The sequence below is a fragment of the Aeromonas sp. S8(2024) genome (genome assembly GCF_041403085.1).
Lineage (GTDB): Bacteria > Pseudomonadota > Gammaproteobacteria > Enterobacterales > Aeromonadaceae > Aeromonas > Aeromonas dhakensis.
In genome coordinates this window covers 799,167-817,401 of sequence record NZ_JBGLRF010000001.1, presented here as the reverse complement: position 1 = coordinate 817,401, position 18,235 = coordinate 799,167, and the positions used below count along the sequence as shown (strand labels likewise).

General features: G+C 59.2%; 13 protein-coding genes. 7 read left to right on the top strand and 6 right to left on the bottom strand.

Annotated elements, in window-relative coordinates:
- Positions 1 to 23: 23 nt before the first annotated feature.
- The 6 genes from ACB031_RS03460 to ACB031_RS03435 all read right to left on the bottom strand — a co-directional run bounded on the left by ACB031_RS03460 (position 24) and on the right by ACB031_RS03435 (position 8,020).
- A complete protein-coding gene (locus tag ACB031_RS03460) occupies positions 24 to 977 on the bottom strand; it encodes a respiratory chain complex I subunit 1 family protein (protein WP_371139008.1) in 954 nt (317 codons plus the stop codon).
- A gap of 1 nt (position 978) precedes the next feature.
- Positions 979 to 2,850 carry a hydrogenase 4 subunit B gene (hyfB, locus tag ACB031_RS03455; protein ID WP_371139007.1) on the bottom strand — a complete coding sequence of 624 codons (1,872 nt, stop codon included), beginning with the start codon at positions 2,848 to 2,850 and terminating at the stop codon, positions 979 to 981.
- The gene (locus tag ACB031_RS03450) at positions 2,850 to 3,515 is read right to left on the bottom strand and encodes a 4Fe-4S dicluster domain-containing protein (RefSeq protein ID WP_371139006.1); all 666 of its coding nucleotides are present in this window, start codon (positions 3,513 to 3,515) and stop codon (positions 2,850 to 2,852) included. The genes hyfB and ACB031_RS03450 overlap by 1 nt, the downstream gene beginning before the upstream one ends.
- Before the next feature lie 652 nt (positions 3,516 to 4,167).
- A complete protein-coding gene (kup, locus tag ACB031_RS03445) occupies positions 4,168 to 6,036 on the bottom strand; it encodes a low affinity potassium transporter Kup (RefSeq protein ID WP_371139005.1) in 1,869 nt (622 codons plus the stop codon).
- A gap of 584 nt (positions 6,037 to 6,620) precedes the next feature.
- Positions 6,621 to 7,151 (bottom strand): hypothetical protein, encoded by a 531-nt coding sequence (locus tag ACB031_RS03440; protein WP_155270288.1) that lies wholly within the window; start codon positions 7,149 to 7,151, stop codon positions 6,621 to 6,623.
- 44 nt (positions 7,152 to 7,195) lie between these two features.
- Positions 7,196 to 8,020 (bottom strand): DUF3800 domain-containing protein, encoded by an 825-nt coding sequence (locus ACB031_RS03435; RefSeq protein ID WP_371139004.1) that lies wholly within the window; start codon positions 8,018 to 8,020, stop codon positions 7,196 to 7,198.
- 624 nt (positions 8,021 to 8,644) lie between these two features.
- On the opposite strand from ACB031_RS03435, the gene ACB031_RS03430 reads away from it, so the two are divergent.
- From ACB031_RS03430 to htpG, 7 genes are all read left to right on the top strand, one after another.
- A complete protein-coding gene (locus ACB031_RS03430; RefSeq protein ID WP_371139003.1) occupies positions 8,645 to 9,244 on the top strand; it encodes a 4Fe-4S dicluster domain-containing protein in 600 nt (199 codons plus the stop codon).
- A gap of 46 nt (positions 9,245 to 9,290) precedes the next feature.
- Positions 9,291 to 11,435 (top strand): formate dehydrogenase subunit alpha, encoded by a 2,145-nt coding sequence (gene fdhF / locus ACB031_RS03425; RefSeq protein ID WP_080630573.1) that lies wholly within the window; start codon positions 9,291 to 9,293, stop codon positions 11,433 to 11,435.
- Positions 11,436 to 11,516: 81 nt separating this feature from the next.
- Positions 11,517 to 11,915, top strand: coding sequence for a hypothetical protein (locus ACB031_RS03420; RefSeq protein WP_005301849.1), 399 nt, complete (start codon positions 11,517 to 11,519; stop codon positions 11,913 to 11,915).
- A 354-nt stretch (positions 11,916 to 12,269) separates the two neighbouring features.
- Positions 12,270 to 14,399: a sigma 54-interacting transcriptional regulator gene (locus ACB031_RS03415; protein ID WP_371139002.1), complete on the top strand. Its 2,130-nt coding sequence runs from the start codon at positions 12,270 to 12,272 to the stop codon at positions 14,397 to 14,399.
- 11 nt (positions 14,400 to 14,410) lie between these two features.
- The gene (gene fdhD, locus ACB031_RS03410) at positions 14,411 to 15,268 is read left to right on the top strand and encodes a formate dehydrogenase accessory sulfurtransferase FdhD (protein WP_371139001.1); all 858 of its coding nucleotides are present in this window, start codon (positions 14,411 to 14,413) and stop codon (positions 15,266 to 15,268) included.
- Positions 15,269 to 15,393: 125 nt separating this feature from the next.
- Positions 15,394 to 15,996, top strand: coding sequence for a recombination mediator RecR (recR, locus tag ACB031_RS03405; protein WP_010633741.1), 603 nt, complete (start codon positions 15,394 to 15,396; stop codon positions 15,994 to 15,996).
- A gap of 222 nt (positions 15,997 to 16,218) precedes the next feature.
- Positions 16,219 to 18,144: a molecular chaperone HtpG gene (gene htpG / locus ACB031_RS03400; RefSeq protein WP_371139000.1), complete on the top strand. Its 1,926-nt coding sequence runs from the start codon at positions 16,219 to 16,221 to the stop codon at positions 18,142 to 18,144.
- Positions 18,145 to 18,235 lie beyond the last annotated feature (91 nt).

The following is an 18,235-nucleotide window of genomic DNA, read 5'->3' as shown; positions in this document are numbered from 1 at the left end:
ATGGCTGTGCTGGCGGGCATGGCTCAGATCCCGACCAGATAGGCGAGCAGCGCCAGCAGGGCCAGCCCCAAGCCGTAGCGGGTGAGCTTGTGGGTGCGCTCGAACTGGGTACGGGCCATGGCGTTTTCGATGATGCCAGCCAGCAAAAAGGCCACCAGCAGCTTGCAGGCGAGGATCAGCGCCGCGCCGATGAGCGCAGGCAGACTCCAGTTGGCCGCCTTGCCAAAGGGCAGGAAAATCACCAGAAAGAGCTGCACCACCACCAGCTGCTTGAGGCCAATGGAGAGCTTGAGCAGGGCCAGGCCCGCACCGGAATACTCGGTGAGCGGCCCCTCCTGCAACTCCTGTTCGGCTTCGGCGCAGTCAAAGGGCAGCTTGCCCATCTCGACAAACACCGCGAAGGCGCAGGCGGCGCCCGCCAGCAGGGTGGCGATGGGCGCGGCCAGTGGCTGGGTCGCGACATAGCTGCTGATGTTGCCCAGATCCGAGCTGCCCACCATCATCGCCATGATGAAGCAGGCGAGCACCAGAATGGGCTCCACCAGAATGCCGAGGGTCAACTCGCGGCGGGCACCGATCCCTGCAAACATGCTGCCGCTGTCGAGCCCCGCCAGCGAAAAGAAGAAACGGAAGATGGCGAACAGATAGATGTCGGTGATGAGATCCCCGGCGATGGGGAAGGGGGACTCGTGAGTCAGGGTCGGCAGCGCCATCCCCACCAGCAGCAAGGCGGCGATCAGCAGCGCAGGCATCAGGTTGAAGAGGATGCCGGCAGGCTCGGGGGTTACCTCCTGACGGCGCAGGAGTTTGGCGATATCCCGGTAATCCTGCAGCAGGCCCGGCCCCTGACGGGAGTGCATCTTGGCCCGCAGCACCCGGTTGAAACCGGTGGCGAGCGGCGCCAGCGCCAGCATGGCGATGGCCTGGGTCAGGGCGAGGGCAACCATGCCCCAGCTCGGCATTTCAAGAACAGGCATATCAGACTCCTACAGCCATCAGGATAAAGAGCGCCAGCACTATGCCGTGCAGCAACCAGCCGGTTGTCCCGCTGGTATCGCTCACCCCGTGCAGGGCGCTGGCCAGATCGAGCTGCGGCTGCTTGCGATAGAGCGGCGCGCAGAGTTGGCGCAAGGTGTGGGTGACACCGCCCGAGGTGAGGCTCATGCGCTCCTCGTAGGCATAACCACAAGCCCACGGGGTGCCAGCGTGACGACGACCCAGCTTGGGCCCCTTGAAGATGGCCAGTACCAGCAGCGGGATGAGGAACAGCCCCAGCAAGGTGATGGCGATAACGGGCGGGGAGAGGATCGCCTGGCTGCTATCGAGCGGCAGCAGGGTCGCGCCGGTGGCGACGTTCATCTGGCCGCTTACCAAGGCTTGGCCATAGCTGGCGATATGGGGGGCAATCCAGGGGGCGCCCAGACCCAGCACCAGACAGACGGCGGCCAGCAGCAGGGTGCCAGCCACCATGGCCCCCGGCACTTCGCGGGCGTGGCTCGCGTGTTCGCTGCGCGGGGCGCCGCAGAAGCAGATGCCGTACACCTTGACGAAACACATCACCGCCATGGCGCCGGTCACCGCCAGCATCACTACCGCGAGCGGCGCAACGACAGAGGTGCCGAGTTTGGTCATGGAGAGCAGGGACTGGTAGATAAACCACTCGCTGACAAAGCCGTTCAGCGGCGGCAGCGCCGAGATGGCCATGGCACCGATGAGGAACGCCAGCGCGGTCCAGGGCATCAGCTTGGCCAGCCCCCCCATCTTGTCCATGTCACGGGTGTGCAGGCGGAACATCACAGAGCCGGTGCCCATAAAGAGCAGGCTCTTGAAGATGGCGTGGTTGAGCAGGTGATAAAGCGCACCGAGCAGCCCCAGCACCACCAGCGCCGGTTGCTGGTTGGCGATGCCGATCATGCCGATCCCCATCCCCATCAGGATGATGCCGATGTTCTCCACCGTGTGGTAGGCGAGCAGCCGCTTGAGATCGTGCTCGGCCAGCGCAAACAGCACCCCGAGCACTGCCGAGCAGGCGCCGAAGATCAGCACTACATAGCCCCACCAGAGCTGGCTGGCGCCGAGAAAATCGATGCTGACCCGCAAAATGCCAAAGAGACCCAGCTTCACCATGACGCCAGACATCAGCGCCGAGATATGGGACGGCGCAACGGGCTCGGCCACCGGCAGCCAGCCGTGCAGCGGCACGAAACCGGCGCGCAGGCCAAAGCCGCAGAAGCTGAGCAGGAACACCAGGGAGGCCAATCCGCCCGCCAGATGGTGCTCGCGCAGCGCGGCGAACTCCAGCGAACCGCTTTCGCGGCAGAGCAGCCAGAAGGCGATCAGCACCAGCGCCATGCCGATATGGTTCATCACCAGGTAGAGACGGCTCTGTTTGGCAGCATCCGGATTGGTCTTGACCAGCCAGTAGGTGGTGAGGGTCACCAGCTCGTAGCAGAGCAAGAAACCGAGCGCGTTGTCGGCCAGCACCATGCCAACCATGGCAAAGAGGAAGAGGTTCATCAGCGCGCCGATGGCCACATCCCCCTTGCCCTGATATTCGCGGATATAGGCAAAGGAGTAGAGGGCGACGGCGACGCCGACGGTGCTAATCACCAGCAGCATCAGCGCGGCCAGCATATCGAGGTGAACCGAGCCCAGCAGCCAGAGCTGGCCGTCGACGGGGGTGCCTTGAGCAAAGACCTGGATGGCGGCGACCAGACCCGCGAGCGAGCCCAGCAGGGCAAAGCCGCTATTGAGACGGTTGGCCAGTGCGGGCAGCTTTTGCAGCAGCAAACCGGCGGCAGCGCCCAGCAAAAAGAGCAGGAGCGTGGCCATTACAAGGGGGGACAACATCAGCACGCTCCCTCTGTGGTGGATAAATCGGATGCAGGGATCGCCGTGGCGGGCGCCGAGAAGGCAGAGGCCCCTTGCGGGTTGGTGTCGGCCGCTTGCTGGCGACGGATACGGGCGGCGCGTTCGGTGTCGCCGTCATTGACCAGCTTCAGTGCCTGGGAGGGGCAGGCATCGACACAGGCCGGCCCTTCGGCACGAAATTCGCACAGGTCGCACTTGACCGCGATGCTGCGCACGCCTGGCTCCCAGCTCAGCAGATCCTCGCCAAAGCAGCGCAGGCCGGCGGAGGTGGAGGGGTTGCTGGAGCGGATGGAGCAGGGGATATAGGTGTCGTAACTGGTGGCCACTGCCACCGGACGGCTGCCGCCGCTCTGGATGGCGCCAAACGGGCAGGCCACGGCGCAGAGGTTGCAGCCGATGCAGAGCGACTCGTTGAGCTGCACGCTATCGCCGGTCTGGCGAATTGCCTCGACCGGGCACACCTTGCTGCAGGGGGCATCGTCACAGTGACGGCACTGAACCGGCATGGTCGCCTGCTCGTGTCGCATAACGGTTAAACGGGGGGCTTGTTGCAAACCTTGCGCCTTGTGTACCTCGCTGCAGGCCGCCATACAGGTGCCACAGCCGATACAAAGCTTGGGGTCAGCGATAACGAAGCGGTTCATAGCCTACCTTGTCGTGTCGCGAACGGAGTGAATAGGGGCAGGTTGGCAAGATACGGGCCAGCTTGGTTTTGCCTGGCTGGATGTGTGTAAGTGTTTGTTTTTAAATGATGTTAAAAATAGCGTCGACGGGCGTCGAGGGCTTGTCCCACTGTCGAAGGGTGACGTTCGTCACTTGTGACGAAGGGTAGGAGAGGGTTCGTCACCCCCGCAAAACGGTATCGGCATGGCTGAATGCGGGGTCGTGACAAGGGGCGAAAGGGTTACGGGTCTGCGGTAGGGCATCGGGGGGAGCAGGGGGCCAAGAACGAAGTGAATTGCACCGATCCCCTACATATGGCTGCGGTGCACGGCGCTGCGCTTGTTGCACCCTACGGCGGCGAGTCTGTTCGCATAGAGCCCGTCTGTTTTGAAACCGTAGGTTCGATTAGCGAAGCGTAATCGGACGCACGAGAACGGAAACATATCGGCAGCATGCCGGGAGTAGGGTGCAAAGAACGAAGTGAATTGCACCGCTCTGCAAATATGTTCGCGGTGGTGTGCTCCCTTCTCCCCTTGCGGGAGAAGGGCCGGGGATGAGGGGCGGTAATTGTGGTTAACGGAAACAAGAGAGGGAGGCCAATACCTCCCTCTCTCTTTAGCGCAACTCACACCATCAGATATCCACCTGGGATCCCAGCTCGATAACCCGGTTGGGCGGGATCTCGAACTGATCCGGCGCGCGCAGGGCGTTGCGCTGCAGCAGCATAAAGAGCTTGCCGCGCAGGTAGAGATACCAGGGGCGCTCCTTCATGATCAGCGACTCGTGGGCCATGAAAAACGAGGTCTCCATCATCCGGCAGCTCAGCCCCTCGGCGTTGCAGCGGTGGAAGATCTCCTCCACGTTCGGGGTCTCGCGCCAGCCGTAGCTTGCCACTACCCGCCAGAAGGTGGGGGAGAGCTGCTCGATGCAGACCCGGCGCACATTGTGGACGTAGGGCACATCCTCCACCCGCAGGGTGAGCAGGATGAGCCGCTCGTGCAGCACCTTGTTGTGCTTGAGGTTGTGCAAGAGCGCGTGGGGGATCACGTTGACCACCCGCGACATATAGACCGCCGTGCCGGCCACCCGGGTCGGCGGGGATTTTTCCAGCGAGGCGATCATCGGCTCCAGCGAGTTGCCGTGCTCGTTGAGGCGGCGAATAAGCCGAAAGCGCTCGCTCTTCCAGCTGGTCATCACGGTGAACATCACCGCGCCCAGGGTGAGCGGCAGCCAGCCGCCGGAGAAGATCTTGGCGAGGTTGGCGGCAAACAGCGGCACGTCGATTGCCAGCAGCGCGATAAACAGGGCGGCCACCAGGTACTTGTTCCAGTGCCAGCTGTGGCGGGCCACCGAACAGGAGAGGATGGAGGTGAGCACCATGGTGCCGGTGACGGCGATGCCGTAGGCCGCCGCCAGATTGCTGGAGTGCTCGAAGCTCATGATGACGATCACGACCGAGATATAGAGCATCCAGTTGATGACTGGAATATAGATCTGGCCGGACTCCTGTTCGGAGGTGTGCACGATGCGGATGGGTGAGAGATAACCGAGCCGCACTGCCTGCCGGGTCAGTGAAAAGACCCCGGAGATCACCGCCTGCGAGGCGATCACCGTCGCCAGGGTTGCCAGCAGCAGCAATGGCAGCAGCGCCCATTTAGGTGCGAGTAGGAAGAAGGGGTTGGTGATGGCCTCGGGATGGGCCAGCAGCAGCGCCCCCTGGCCGAAGTAGTTGAGTACCAGAGAGGGCAACACCACCATAAACCAGGCGCGCCGGATCGGGCTCTTGCCAAAATGGCCCATGTCGGCGTAGAGCGCCTCTACCCCTGTGATGGCCAGCACCACGGCGCCGAGAGCAAAGAAGGAGGCGGTCTGGTACTTGGCAAAGAAGCGCAGCGCCCAGACAGGGTTGAGCGCCCCCAGCACCTCGGGGTGCTGGAAGATGCTGTTCAGGCCCAGCACCGCCAGGGTGATGAACCAGGTAAGCATGATGGGGGCGAACAGCTTGCCCACGGTGGCGGTGCCGTGTTTCTGGATGGCGAACAGCAGGGTCAGCACCAGCACCGAGAGCGGCACTATATAGGGATCGAGGGAGGGGGCGGCGATGTTCAAGCCCTCGATGGCCGACATCACCGACATAGCCGGGGTGATCACCACCTCGCCATAGAAGAAGCTGCCGCCAATCAGCCCCAGGATGATCAGCAAGGGGGTCCACTTGGCCGGGGTGTTGCGGGTGGCCAGCGACATCAGGGTGAGGATGCCCCCTTCGCCGGCGTTGTCGGCCCGCATCACGAAGGAGAGGTACTTGACCGAGACCACCAGGATCAGCAGCCAGAAGATCAGTGAAAGAAAGCCCAGGATGGAGGCGGGCTCCACCCCGAAACCGAACTGGCCGGAGAGGCACTCGCGCAGGGTATAGAGCGGGCTGGTGCCGATGTCGCCATAGACCACGCCGATCGCCGCCAGCGTAACGCCGGACAGGGCTTGTTTGTGATTACCGTTCATGAAGTTGTCTGTCAGTTTGATGGTGACGATTGGCCAGCACGGGCCGCCCCCGTCTATCGGGCGTGCGGCAGGTGCCGCAGGAACGCATTAATGGATTGCGATGGGAAAGGGAGCTAACTGGATATAAAGAGGCTTATCATGGGACACAGTCTGTTCATCTGCCGTTAAGGGTATAATGACACACCCGTCGTAGGTTTATGCTCAGGTATAAATAATCAAAAAGGGGTGGCTAACGAAATTATTAATTGGCCACTGATTGAAATACCCCGTCCAGACCCTGGCAAGTGATTGTTTTAGCTGGCTATCCATTTTTGCCAGCGTTTTGCATCAAGCTGGCTAAGAAATAAAAGATAAAATGCTGGCCAATAAAGAGGGGCTCTGGCAGTAAAAGAGAGGGAGTAAGGCTGCGATGGAGTCTTTATTTATCAAGAGACAGCAAGTAGGGTGCAATGAACGAAGTGAATTGCACCACTAATTAAAAAATGCAAGAGGTGCAATGCGCTGCGCTTATTGCACCCTACGGCTACTACGATATTCATAATTTAATGTCTATTAGCATCACATAAATTTATATTTAAGAGATTTCATGAGTGAGTGTAAGCGAGGCTTAAATATTTAAAAAATATCCTGCGGTTTTCTAGAATATCTTCACGCCAGAGCTTTACCTCATTTAGGGACTTGCCATGCTCACCAATATATACTTCAGCATAAAAATTGGATACAGACTGGCCAAATGACCGCAATGTTTGTTGGCACTCGGATAGGCCAAGTAGTAGAAGCTTTGACTCCGCACTATTCAGATTTTTATATGAACCATACACGTTTGTTCGAGCATCACGTAACTCTTTTAGTTGTTCATCGCTGTGTTCAGCATTATTTTCTTGGCGACGAGTGAAATCTACTATTTTTGTCCAATAAATCATGGAATGATGTGAAAAATATTCTACCTGTTCAGCTACATGTTCAAGGTTCTCAAATCTTCTAATTTTTCTTTGCTTCTCATCATCATTTCTATGCTGAAGCTTAGTGATTCGCCAAGTTGTTATGCCACTAATTAGTGCGCCAAGTCCAATTTTGATGGTGGTATCTAAAATTTCTAAATAGGTAACTGCCATAAAATTCTGTTCTCCATAATTTTGAAGGTTGAGTTGTATCTGTGTCAGATATTATCTATCAGAATTTTATTCTTTGTATCTCGCTGTGGTAGTGGATACTTCAATCTGACGGTTCTAGTTTTAACTTCTTTAGGCCCTAAGTTCTTATCGTAGAAATACCAAATGTTGAATTTACGCTCGGATGGATTCGTATCTGCCTCAAGATCTATCCATCCAAGATAATCTGAAATTTCTCTTTGAATTAAAATTTTACCTTCAGAGGTGGCTTTCTTTTGCCATGCAGCCATGACAGCACCAAGTAGTAAATCACACAACTGTATTTGAACAGACGTTTTGGAGTCTTTAGTTACATAGCTATCTATGACATCGGAGAGTCTGGTTACTTGGTTTATCTGATTATTTACAATAATGTGGGAGGCTTCATCTGCTTTTTTATATCTTGATGCAATAGGATCTACAACTACGCGAAACTGGCACTCTCGATTAGGATGCGCTTTTAATACAGATTTAATTTTTGAGTTTAGTAATAAATTAAAGTGTTTGCGCCGTGCTAAATCGTAGTCACCTTGGTGATATTCTTTCTTTACATCTGACTTTTTAATAATTATACAATGAAAAGCAAGCCATTCTCTTTTAAAAAACAGTTCTATTAACTCTAGGTAAAAGCTTCTAAATTGTTTACTATGTGCCTTCTGCCATTTTATTTCATCATGGTAGTTGTGTTTTTCTCTTAAATCTGAAACTAACTTTGAAAAGTCACCTCGACGTTGCCATTTCATCCAAATACTACCAAAACCATAATATCTAGCACCATCAACACCAGATTCATCACATGCAATATTCCAAATTAATTTACCTGGGTTTTCCATTTCTACCTCATTGTGTTTTTGATCCTACATAGAGGGGGATTAGATTTTAAATGGGAGAACATTTATATCCTTTTTAAGGAAACAAATTATGTAGTTGGTGAATCTAGTACATAACTGGTAGCACATGTCATACATAGAAAAGTCGTCTTTAGTTCGGTCCCTAAGTTCCAGCTTCCAACCTGCTGTTTTAACCTGCTCAATCGGATCGCTTATCTGCATGGAAATGAGCTGGTTGCCAACTGAAGCATGCTATCCAATCGGGTAAGGGGTAAAAAGGGCGATCTGCGCGAAATCTGGCCAAGATCAACAAATCTGTTATTTATGGGCGCGTTTTTGTGCGCATTAGCTGAAAAAGCGCCGGGTGGTACCTCTTTATCAGCCAGTGTCGACCTCGTCACTTTTGTCATGTCGATCAGAAGGCTGGCCCCTTCGTCACCCTCGTCAGTTACGGCTAATGCTGCCTTTATTTTCTAGATTACCTCTTTATTTTCATAGGCTTGTGATTTTGTAACGGGCTATCTACCCGTGTTGGTCTGATAAATGCATTGTGGGGACAGACCGTGTTGTCACCTGCCAGGTGGGTGAGGGCGGTCGGGTGTAACGAACCATTTAGGATCCCTCTCTATGAACAGCTTCGTGATTGCAGATCCCAGTCTCTGTATTGGGTGTCGTACCTGTGAGGTGGCCTGCGCCGTTTCACACCAGTCAGGGTCCTGCACTGGGACCCTTGAGCGGGAGGGCGGTCTGCATCTTGCCATCGAGGATGGACATCTGGTCTCCAAGGACAGCCATTTTCAGCCGCGCCTGAAGGTGATCGTGGGCAGCAAGGTGACCACGCCGGTGCTCTGCCGCCAGTGTGAAGACAAGCCGTGCGCCATGGCCTGCCCCAACAACGCCATCGTGACCGAGGATGGCTGCGTCAAGGTGTTGCAGGCGCGCTGCATCGGCTGCAAGTCCTGCGTGGTGGCCTGTCCTTACGGCGCCATGGCGGTGGTGGTGAAAGAGGTGGCCCCCACGGCCGATTCGCTCTTCAAGCGGCCGCAGACCAAGGCGCAGGCGCTCAAGTGCGATCTCTGCCAGCACCGTGAGGCAGGCCCGGCCTGTGTCGAGGTGTGCCCGACCCAGGCGCTACGGCTGGTCACGCCGGCGCATCTTGAAAACCTGAACCGGCAGAAACAGCTGGCCAGTGCCGAGGCACTGCTGGCGATGCCGGCGCGGGTGTGAGCGGGCTTGCCGAGCCGTTTTTCGTTAACAAACAAGAGTGTGAGTCATGAAAAAAGTCATTACCGTGTGCCCCTATTGCGGCACCGGTTGCAAGATCAACCTGCTGGTTGAAAACGACAAGGTGGTGGGGGCCGAAGGCGCCAACGGCCGGACCAACGAGGGGCAGCTCTGCCTCAAGGGCTATTACGGTTGGGATTTCTTGAACGACACCAACCTGCTGACCCCCCGTCTCAAGAGCCCGATGATCCGCCGCGAGCGCGGTGGCAAGCTCGAAGCCGTCTCCTGGGACGAAGCCATCGAGTTCGCCAGCAGTCGCCTCTCTGCCATCAAGGCGAAATATGGCCCGGACGCCATCATGACCACCGGCTCTGCCCGTGGCCCCGGCAATGAAGCCAACTATGTGATGCAGAAGTTTGCCCGCGCTGTGCTGGGGACGAACAACGTCGATCACTGCGCGAGGGTGTGACACGCACCCTCAGTCTCCGGTCTGGAGACAACAGTAGGCAACGGCGCCATGAGCAACGCCATTCCCGAAATTCAAGAGACCAAGTGCCTGCTGGTGTTTGGTTACAACGCTGCTGACTCTCACCCCATCGTCGCTCGCCATATCCTCAAGGCGAAGGCCAACGGGGCCAAGGTAATTGTGTGTGATCCCCGCATGGTGGAGACCGCCCGCATAGCCGATCAGTGGCTGCCGCTCAAAAACGGTTCCAATATGGCCCTGGTCAACGCCTTCGCCAACGTCTTGATCAATGAAGGGCTCTACAACAAGGCGTTTGTCGCCAACTACACCGAAGGGTTCGACACCTTCAAGGCCACAGTGGCCAAGTACACCCCGGAATACGTGGAGGGGATCACCGGCCTCAAAGCCGCCGATATCCGCGCCGCCATTCGCACCTATGCCGCGTCGCCTGCTTCCATGATCCTGTGGGGCATGGGGGTGACTCAGTACGGTCAGGCGGTGGACGTGGTCAAGGGGCTCGCGGGTATTGCGCTGCTGACCGGCAACTTCGGTCGCCGTGGCACCGGTTGCGGGCCGGTGCGCGGTCAGAACAACGTGCAGGGCACCTGCGACATGGGGATGCTGCCGCACCAGTTCCCGGGTTATCAGTCGGTGAGCGATCCTGCCATCAGCGCCAAGTTTGCCAAGGCGTGGGGGGTGGAGTCACTCTCCCAGAAGCCCGGTTATCGCCTGACCGAGCTTGGTCACAAGGTGGAGGAGGGCAAGTGCAAGGCCTTCTACATCTTTGGGGAAGATCCGGCCCAGACCGAGGCAGATCTCGGTCAGTTCCGCCGTACCTTGGCGGGGATGGAGCTGGTGATCGTGCAGGATATCTTCATGACCCAGACTGCCGAGATGGCCGACGTCATTCTGCCCGCCACCAGCTGGGGCGAGCACGAGGGGGTCTACAGCTCGGCGGATCGCGGCTTCCAGCGCTTCTACAAGGCGGTGACGCCGCCGGACAACGTGAAGCCGGACTGGGCCATCTTCTCGCTGATGGCGACCGCCATGGGGTATCCCATGGAGTATCGCGACACCGAGCAGATCTGGGACGAGCTGCGCGGACTCTGCCCGCTCTACGCCGGGGTCAGCTATGACAAGATGGCCGATCTCAAGAGCGTGCAGTGGCCCTGTCCGACCGAGGATCACCCGGGCACCAGCACCCTGTTCGAGGGGAATGTGTTCACCACCCCGAGCGGCAAGGGCCAGCTGATTGCCTCCGAGTGGCGGCCGCCGCTGGAGCAACCCTGTGCCGAGTACCCGCTGGTGCTCTCCACCGTGCGCGAAGTGGGCCACTACTCCTGCCGCTCCATGACCGGCAACTGCTCGGCCCTGCAGACCCTGGCCGATGAGCCGGGCTATGTGCAGATCCACCCGAGCGATGCCAAGAAGCTCGGGGTGAAGGATCAGGCGCTGGTCTGGATCTCGTCGCGCCGTGGCAAGGTGATCACCCGGGCCAACTACAACGAGCGGGTCAACGCCGGGGTGGTCTACATGACCTACCAGTGGTGGATCGGGGCCTGCAACGAGCTCACCATCGAGCACGTGGACCCCGTCTCCTACACGCCGGAGTACAAGTACTGCGCAGTGAAAATTGAGCGTATCGAGGATCAGCCGGGGGCGGAAGTGTACGTCCAGACTGAATACAGCGCGCTCAAGGCAAAATTGCGCAGCGCCGCCAAAGGGTAATCGTCGTTAATAAAGTGGATCCAGGCTCTGTATACAGGGCCCGGATCCGCTCATCCTTTTTTCAGCTGGCAGGTGTCCATCGTGAAAAATGAATTAAATCTTTCGTTCGGGATCTTTTATGTCTCCGCTTATTTGCTGGTGATGTTGTTAGGGATAGGGTGTTTTCTCTGGCACGACGAATTGATATTTCTGCTGGGGTTTGCCTTCTTCGGCTGTTTTATCGCCGCGCGCATCGCCATGAGTGCCGTGCTGGCGGCATTGAGCGTGCAGGCGGCCTGGCTCATCGCCTTTCTCTCCACCACCCTGGTCAACTGCCTGCTGGCGGGCGTGCTGGGGCTCGGGGTCTACCTCACCCATCGGGTGGTGTCGGTGGAAATAGCTGACAATATCAGTGGGTTATTGCTGGGGCTTCAGCTCTTTTCGGCCGCCTTCATCTTCGGCGGACTGAAGCTGCACAACTACCGGCTGCTCTCCTCATGAGCCTGCGACAGCGGCAACAGGGGCAGAGGAGGGGCCAGTTGGCAGCGATATGCGGCGAATGACGGCGATAGTGACGCCATATTTGGGCGTGGCGGGAAATATCCGCTGACGGAGCTGTAATATGTGCCAGGGCCGGCTTGGTTGTAATGGGGATTGGGCTAACTTATTATGCCAGCCATCCTGCGATAATCTGCGCGATGCTATTTCGCTGCATGTTAGTTTTTATAATTAAGCGTTAAGTTTTTAAAAATTAATTATAACATCTGACTGCGATGGCTGATGCATTGTTTACCGTTGTTGCCGTGCTGCAATTGGCCGGCAAGGGTACCCATCTAGATGTAATGCGAGGCCTGAATGCTGAATGTGAGTGCCATTCCGTTGACCGACATCTCACCCATCTGGGATGACGGCTTTCTCTCCCTCTCCAAGAACCTGCTCTCCGCCGTCACTCTGGATGACTTCATCCACAAGCTGAACCGGATCCAGCCCTGCTTTCGCCAGGTGGACCGGGTCAACCTCATTCTCAACCTGGGGACGGGGGAGGAGGCGGTCTTCTACTACCTGGGGGAGCAGGGGCCGGCGCACCTCATCTGCCGCAAGGCCGATCTCCATTTTTCCCGCGAGCAGGCCATCGTGCTGCCAGCGAGCCGCTTTCGCCACCGCTGCAAACAGCTGGCGAGCACCCCGGTTTATGACGGTTTGCACTCCTACTGCCAGCTGCCCATCACCACTGCCCGCAGCCACCTGGGCGGGGTGGAGTTCATCAGCCGCGAGGCCAATGCCTTCTCGATGGAGACCCTGGCCAAGCTGACCCAGCTGGCGGCCATCGTCGCCATTGCGCTGGAGAACGTGCTGGACAAGGAGCGCACCCTGGAGCAGGCCAACTCCCTGCGCCTTGAGCGCGACAGCTGCAAGATCCTGGTGGACGTGACCAACGCTGTGATCAAACTGGTGCGCATTGCCGAGCTGCCCCAGAGCCTGTTCACCATCCTGCACCACCACTTTGGCATCAGCAGCCTGTGCCTGGCCGAGTACAACGCCACCTCCGACAGCTTCAAGAGCTATCTGGTCAATCAGCAGCAGCGCGAACAGCCGGGTATCATCAACCATTCGTGTTTTGAGAAGAACTGCCTGCAGGGGGCGCTCGGCCACAGCGAGCCCTTCTTCCTCTATCGCGAGCAGGGTCACGGTTGCCAGTCGAGCTGCCGCTTCACCTCCCAGATCCTGCCCCCCGACGCCGACAGCTCCTGTATCCTGCCGCTGCGCTATCGGGGCAACCTGCTGGGGGTGTTGATCCTCTCTCATCCCGAGGCGGATTTTTTCGCCGACCTCGATATCTCGCTGCTCGAACAAGTGGCGGCGCGCACGGCCATTGCCATGAACAACGTGCAGGCGCAGCAGGAGATCTCCAACACCACCGGCGCCAGGGAGAAGACGCTTCGGGTTGACGGGCCCGCGCCGCAGGGGGACTTTGCCCACATCATCTACCAGAGCGCCGTGATGGAGAAGGTGCTGGAGAAGGTGAAGCTGGTGGCCCAGAGCGACTGCACCGTGCTCATTCTGGGGGAGACCGGCACCGGCAAGGAGCTGATCGCCCAGGCCATTCACGCCCTGAGTACCCGCCACGATCACGAGATGGTCAAGGTGAACTGCGCCGCCATTCCCACCGGCCTTATAGAGAGCGATCTGTTCGGCCACGAGAAGGGGGCCTTCACCGGGGCACTGACCCAGCGCATCGGCCGCTTCGAGCGGGCCCACAAGGGCACCCTGTTCCTCGACGAGGTGGGGGACATGCCGCTCGATCTGCAGCCCAAACTGTTGCGGGTCTTGCAGGAGCACGAGCTGGAGCGGGTGGGCAACAGCAACCCCATTGCCATCGATGTGCGGCTGGTGGCGGCCACCAACTGCGATCTGCTCTCCATGGTCAAGAACAAGCGCTTTAGAAGCGATCTCTATTACCGGCTCAACGTCTTTCCCATCGAGCTGCCGCCCCTGCGCGAGCGGCGCGAGGACATACCGCTCTTGGTCAATTTCTTCATCAAGAAGATCGCCAAGCGGATGCGCCGCACCATCACCTCCATCCCGGCCGACGCCATGAAGATGCTGGTGTCGCTCCCCTGGTACGGCAACATCCGTGAGCTCGAAAACATCATCGAGCGGGCGGTGGTGATGACCCGCGGCCACGTGCTCAACCTCTCGCCGGACGAGCTGCTGCCCCTCAAGGGCTTTCACAAGATAGAGACCCTGGTCTATGACGAGCCGGCCCGGGAGCTGTTTCGCGAGCCGCAGCCCGCCTTGCCGCAGGGTGACGAGGCACAGGGTGAGGATGAGCGGGTCAGCATCATCCGGGCGCTGAAGGCGTGCAACGGCATCGTCGCTGGCGAGCGGGGCGCGGCTCAGCGCCTGGGCATGAAGCGCACCACCTTGCTGTCGAAAATGAAACGGCTCGGGATCTCGGCCAAAGATCCCCGCACCCTCAACTAAGGGGCCCCCAGATGTTGCTTGAACTCGACCCCGATACCCCGCAGGCGCTCAGCGCCCATCGCGAGGTGGTCCATTACCATCAGCGCGGCGTCACCACCGACAGTGCCATGCAGCTGCCCTGCGAAACTCCGGTGGCGCTGGTCTACAACGGCATCGCCCACAGCGTGATGATGTGCTCGGCCGCCGATCTCGAGGATTTCGCCATCGGCTTCTCGCTCTCCGAGGGGATCATCGACAGCCTGCTCGATATCCACGACATCGAGCAGCAGAGCGCCTGCCGCGGCATCGAGCTGCACATCACCCTGGCCAATCGCTGCGTCCATCGCCTGAAAGAGAAACGGCGCACCCTGGCAGGGCGCACCGGGTGCGGCATCTGCGGCAGCGAGAGCCTGGAGCAGGTGGTGCGCGCCCAGCCAAGGCTGCCCGACAGCCAGCGTTTTGCGGTGGGTCATATCGACAAGGTGCTGGCGGCGCTGCGCCCGCTCCAGCTGCTGGGGCAGAGCACGGGGGCGACCCATGCCGCCGTGCACGTGGACGGCGAGGGCAATATCCTCGCCATTCGCGAGGACGTGGGGCGTCATATCGCGCTGGACAAGCTGGTGGGGCACCTGCAACGCACTGGCCGGCGCGACGGCGCCATCCTGGTGACCAGCCGCGCCAGCTTCGAGATGGTGCAAAAGTGCGCCAGCGCCGGGGTGGAGATCCTGCTCGCCATCTCGGCCGCCACCGAGCTCGCGGTCGAGCGGGCCGAGCAGACCGGGCTTACCCTGGTGGGCTTTTGCCGCCCGGGGCGGGCGGAGATCTACAGCGGTCGCCAGCGCATCCTGCTGGCGAGTGCGGCGTCATCCCCCGCTTCGGCAGAGGGCTGAGGGCACAAGGCCATTGGCGCTCGGGGTTGGCTCGGGTATAGTCCTGCGCCAACAAGATAGGTTCGGTCGCGCTCCTTGCCCGTCAGGGCGCCGTGGCCGACACAGCGTCAAAGGATACCAAGCCCATGAAATTCAGCCCGCTGCTGGATGAGATGATGAAAGCCCTGCAGGTGCTGCCGGGTGTCGGCCCCAAGTCGGCCCAGCGCATGGCGTTTACCCTGCTCGAGCGTGAGCGCAGCGGCGGCCTGCGGCTGGCCCAGCTGCTCTCTCGCGCCCTCACCGAGATTGGCCACTGCAGCCACTGCCGCACCTTCACCGAAAACGAGCGCTGCGAGATCTGCGCCAATCCCAAGCGCGAAGAGAACGGCCTGCTGTGCGTGGTGGAGAGTCCGGCGGACGTGGCCGCCATCGAGCAGACCGGCCAGTTCTCCGGCCGCTACTTCGTGCTGATGGGCCACCTCTCGCCGCTGGACGGCATTGGTCCGGAAGAGCTGGGGCTGGAGATCCTGGAGCGACGGTTGAAAGACGAGGCGATCAGCGAGCTGATCCTGGCCACCAACCCCACCATCGAAGGGGACGCCACCGCCTGGTACATCGCCGACATGGCCCGCGCCGCCGGCGTCAAGGTGAGCCGGATTGCCCACGGGGTGCCGGTGGGCGGCGAGCTGGAGCTGGTAGATGGCACCACGCTCTCCCACTCCCTGATGGGGCGCCAGCCCCTGAATTGAGTCAGCGTCAGTTACTGAGCTGCACCTGCGTAGCAACTCAGCCTGCGATACCAGAACCCGCCCCGGCGGGTTTTTTGTTTGCGCAGGATGGGGTCACGGCCTCGATTGGCGCAAAAATCGCCATTCGCACCGTTCGTTGCATTTGTCCCCTTGAAATGGCGATCACCGGCCCCATCTTGGATCGGGAATATGTTCAACCCGAATCGCCTGAGGATAGTGTCGATGACCCAAAGCGTTCATGCCGAAACCCACGGGTTTCAGACTGAAGTCAAACAACTGCTGAGCCTGATGGCCCACAGCCTCTATTCCAACAAAGAAGTATTCCTGCGCGAGCTGATCTCCAACGCCTCCGATGCGGCGGACAAGCTGCGCTTCAAGGCGCTTTCCGATGCCTCTTTGTTCGAAAACGACGGCCAGTTGCGCGTTCGCCTGGTGGTTGATAAAGAAAAACGGACCCTGACCATCTCCGATAACGGGATCGGTATGACCCGGGATCAGGTGATCGAGCACCTGGGCACCATCGCCAAATCCGGCACCGCCGAGTTCTTCAAGAACCTCTCCGGTGATCAGGGCCGCGACTCCCAGCTGATCGGTCAGTTCGGGGTGGGCTTCTACTCCGCCTTCATCGTCGCCGACAAGGTGACCGTGGTCTCCCGCGCCGCCGGTACCGAACCGGGCCAGGGCGTGCAGTGGGAATCGGAAGGGGAAGGCTCCTTCACCGTGGCTGACGTGACCAAAGAGGGTCGCGGTACTGACGTCATCCTGCACCTGCGTGCCGAAGAGGACGAGTTCCTCGACGACTGGCGTCTGCGCTCCGTGGTGAGCAAATATTCCGATCACATCAGCGTGCCGGTGGAGATGTTCAAAGAGGGCACCCCGGATAGTGTTGGAGAGGGCGAAGAAGACGGTGAAACCATCGTCGGCACCCCGGGCGAGTGGGAGCAGGTCAACCGCGCCACCGCGCTCTGGACCCGCAACCCGAAAGACATCAAGGACGAGGAGTATCAGGAGTTCTACAAGCACGTCGCCCACGACTTCGAGGATCCGCTGCTGTGGGGTCACAACCGGGTGGAAGGGGCCCAGGAATACACCAGCCTGCTCTACATCCCCGCCCGCGCGCCGTTTGACCTCTACAACCGCGAGCAGAAGCACGGCCTGAAACTCTACGTGCAGCGCGTCTTCATCATGGACGACGCCGAGCAGTTTATGCCGACCTACCTGCGCTTCGTGAAAGGGGTGCTGGACTCCAACGATCTGCCGCTGAACGTCAGCCGTGAAATTCTGCAAGACAACAAGGTGACCGTCTCCCTGCGCAAGGCCTGCTCCAAGCGCGTCTTGACCATGCTGGCCAAGCTGGCCAAGGACGATGCCGAGAAGTATGCCAAGTTCTGGAGCGAGTTTGGCAATGTGCTGAAAGAAGGCCCGGCCGAGGATTACGCCAACCGCGAAGAGATCGCCAAGCTGTTGCGCTTTGCCAGCACCGCCGGCGAGGGCGAAGCCCAGACCGTGTCGCTGGAGGATTACGTTGGCCGCATGAAGGAAGGCCAGCAGAAGATTTACTACATCACCGCCGACTCCTACGCTGCCGCCAAAAACAGCCCGCACCTCGAGATCTTCCGCAAGAAGGGCGTCGAAGTGCTGCTGATGTGGGAGCGGGTCGACGAGTGGCTGATGAGCCACCTGACCGAGTTCGACGGCAAGCAGCTGGTCTCCGTCACCCGTGGCGAGCTGGATCTCGGCGATCTGGAAGACGAAGCCTCCAAACAGGCACAGGAAGAGGCCGAGAAGGCCAACGCCGGTCTGGTGGAGCGAGTCAAGCAGAGCCTGGGCGAGGCGGTAAAAGAGGTGCGCGTCACCCACCGTCTGACCGACTCGCCGTCCTGTATCGTCACCGATGCCCACGGCATGAGCACCCAGATGATCAAGCTGATGCGCGCCGCCGGTCAGCCGGTGCCGGAGCAGAAGTACATTCTGGAACTGAACCCCGACCACGCCCTGGTGAAGAAGCTCGATACCATCCAGGACGAGGCGCTGTTCGGCGAGTGGGTCACCCTGCTGCACGAACAGGCCCAGCTGGCCGAGCAGGGCGGGCTCAATGATCCGGCGAGCTTCGTCTCCCGTATCAACCGTCTGTTACTCCAGGCATGATGTTTGGGCCCACTGCGTGCAGTGGGCTCTTTCTTTTCTGGCGCCTGCCCCGTTTGGGGCGGGCGCCAGTTGCGTGCAGCATTGCTGCATT

Coding starts and splice junctions, on each gene's coding strand:
- ACB031_RS03460 (WP_371139008.1), bottom strand. CDS start 977: ATGCCTGTTCTTGAAATGCCGAGCTGGGGCATGGTTGCCCTCGCCCTG.
- hyfB (WP_371139007.1), bottom strand. CDS start 2,850: ATGTTGTCCCCCCTTGTAATGGCCACGCTCCTGCTCTTTTTGCTGGGC.
- ACB031_RS03450 (WP_371139006.1), bottom strand. CDS start 3,515: ATGAACCGCTTCGTTATCGCTGACCCCAAGCTTTGTATCGGCTGTGGC.
- kup (WP_371139005.1), bottom strand. CDS start 6,036: ATGAACGGTAATCACAAACAAGCCCTGTCCGGCGTTACGCTGGCGGCG.
- ACB031_RS03440 (WP_155270288.1), bottom strand. CDS start 7,151: ATGGCAGTTACCTATTTAGAAATTTTAGATACCACCATCAAAATTGGA.
- ACB031_RS03435 (WP_371139004.1), bottom strand. CDS start 8,020: ATGGAAAACCCAGGTAAATTAATTTGGAATATTGCATGTGATGAATCT.
- ACB031_RS03430 (WP_371139003.1), top strand. CDS start 8,645: ATGAACAGCTTCGTGATTGCAGATCCCAGTCTCTGTATTGGGTGTCGT.
- ACB031_RS03415 (WP_371139002.1), top strand. CDS start 12,270: ATGCTGAATGTGAGTGCCATTCCGTTGACCGACATCTCACCCATCTGG.
- fdhD (WP_371139001.1), top strand. CDS start 14,411: ATGTTGCTTGAACTCGACCCCGATACCCCGCAGGCGCTCAGCGCCCAT.
- recR (WP_010633741.1), top strand. CDS start 15,394: ATGAAATTCAGCCCGCTGCTGGATGAGATGATGAAAGCCCTGCAGGTG.
- htpG (WP_371139000.1), top strand. CDS start 16,219: ATGACCCAAAGCGTTCATGCCGAAACCCACGGGTTTCAGACTGAAGTC.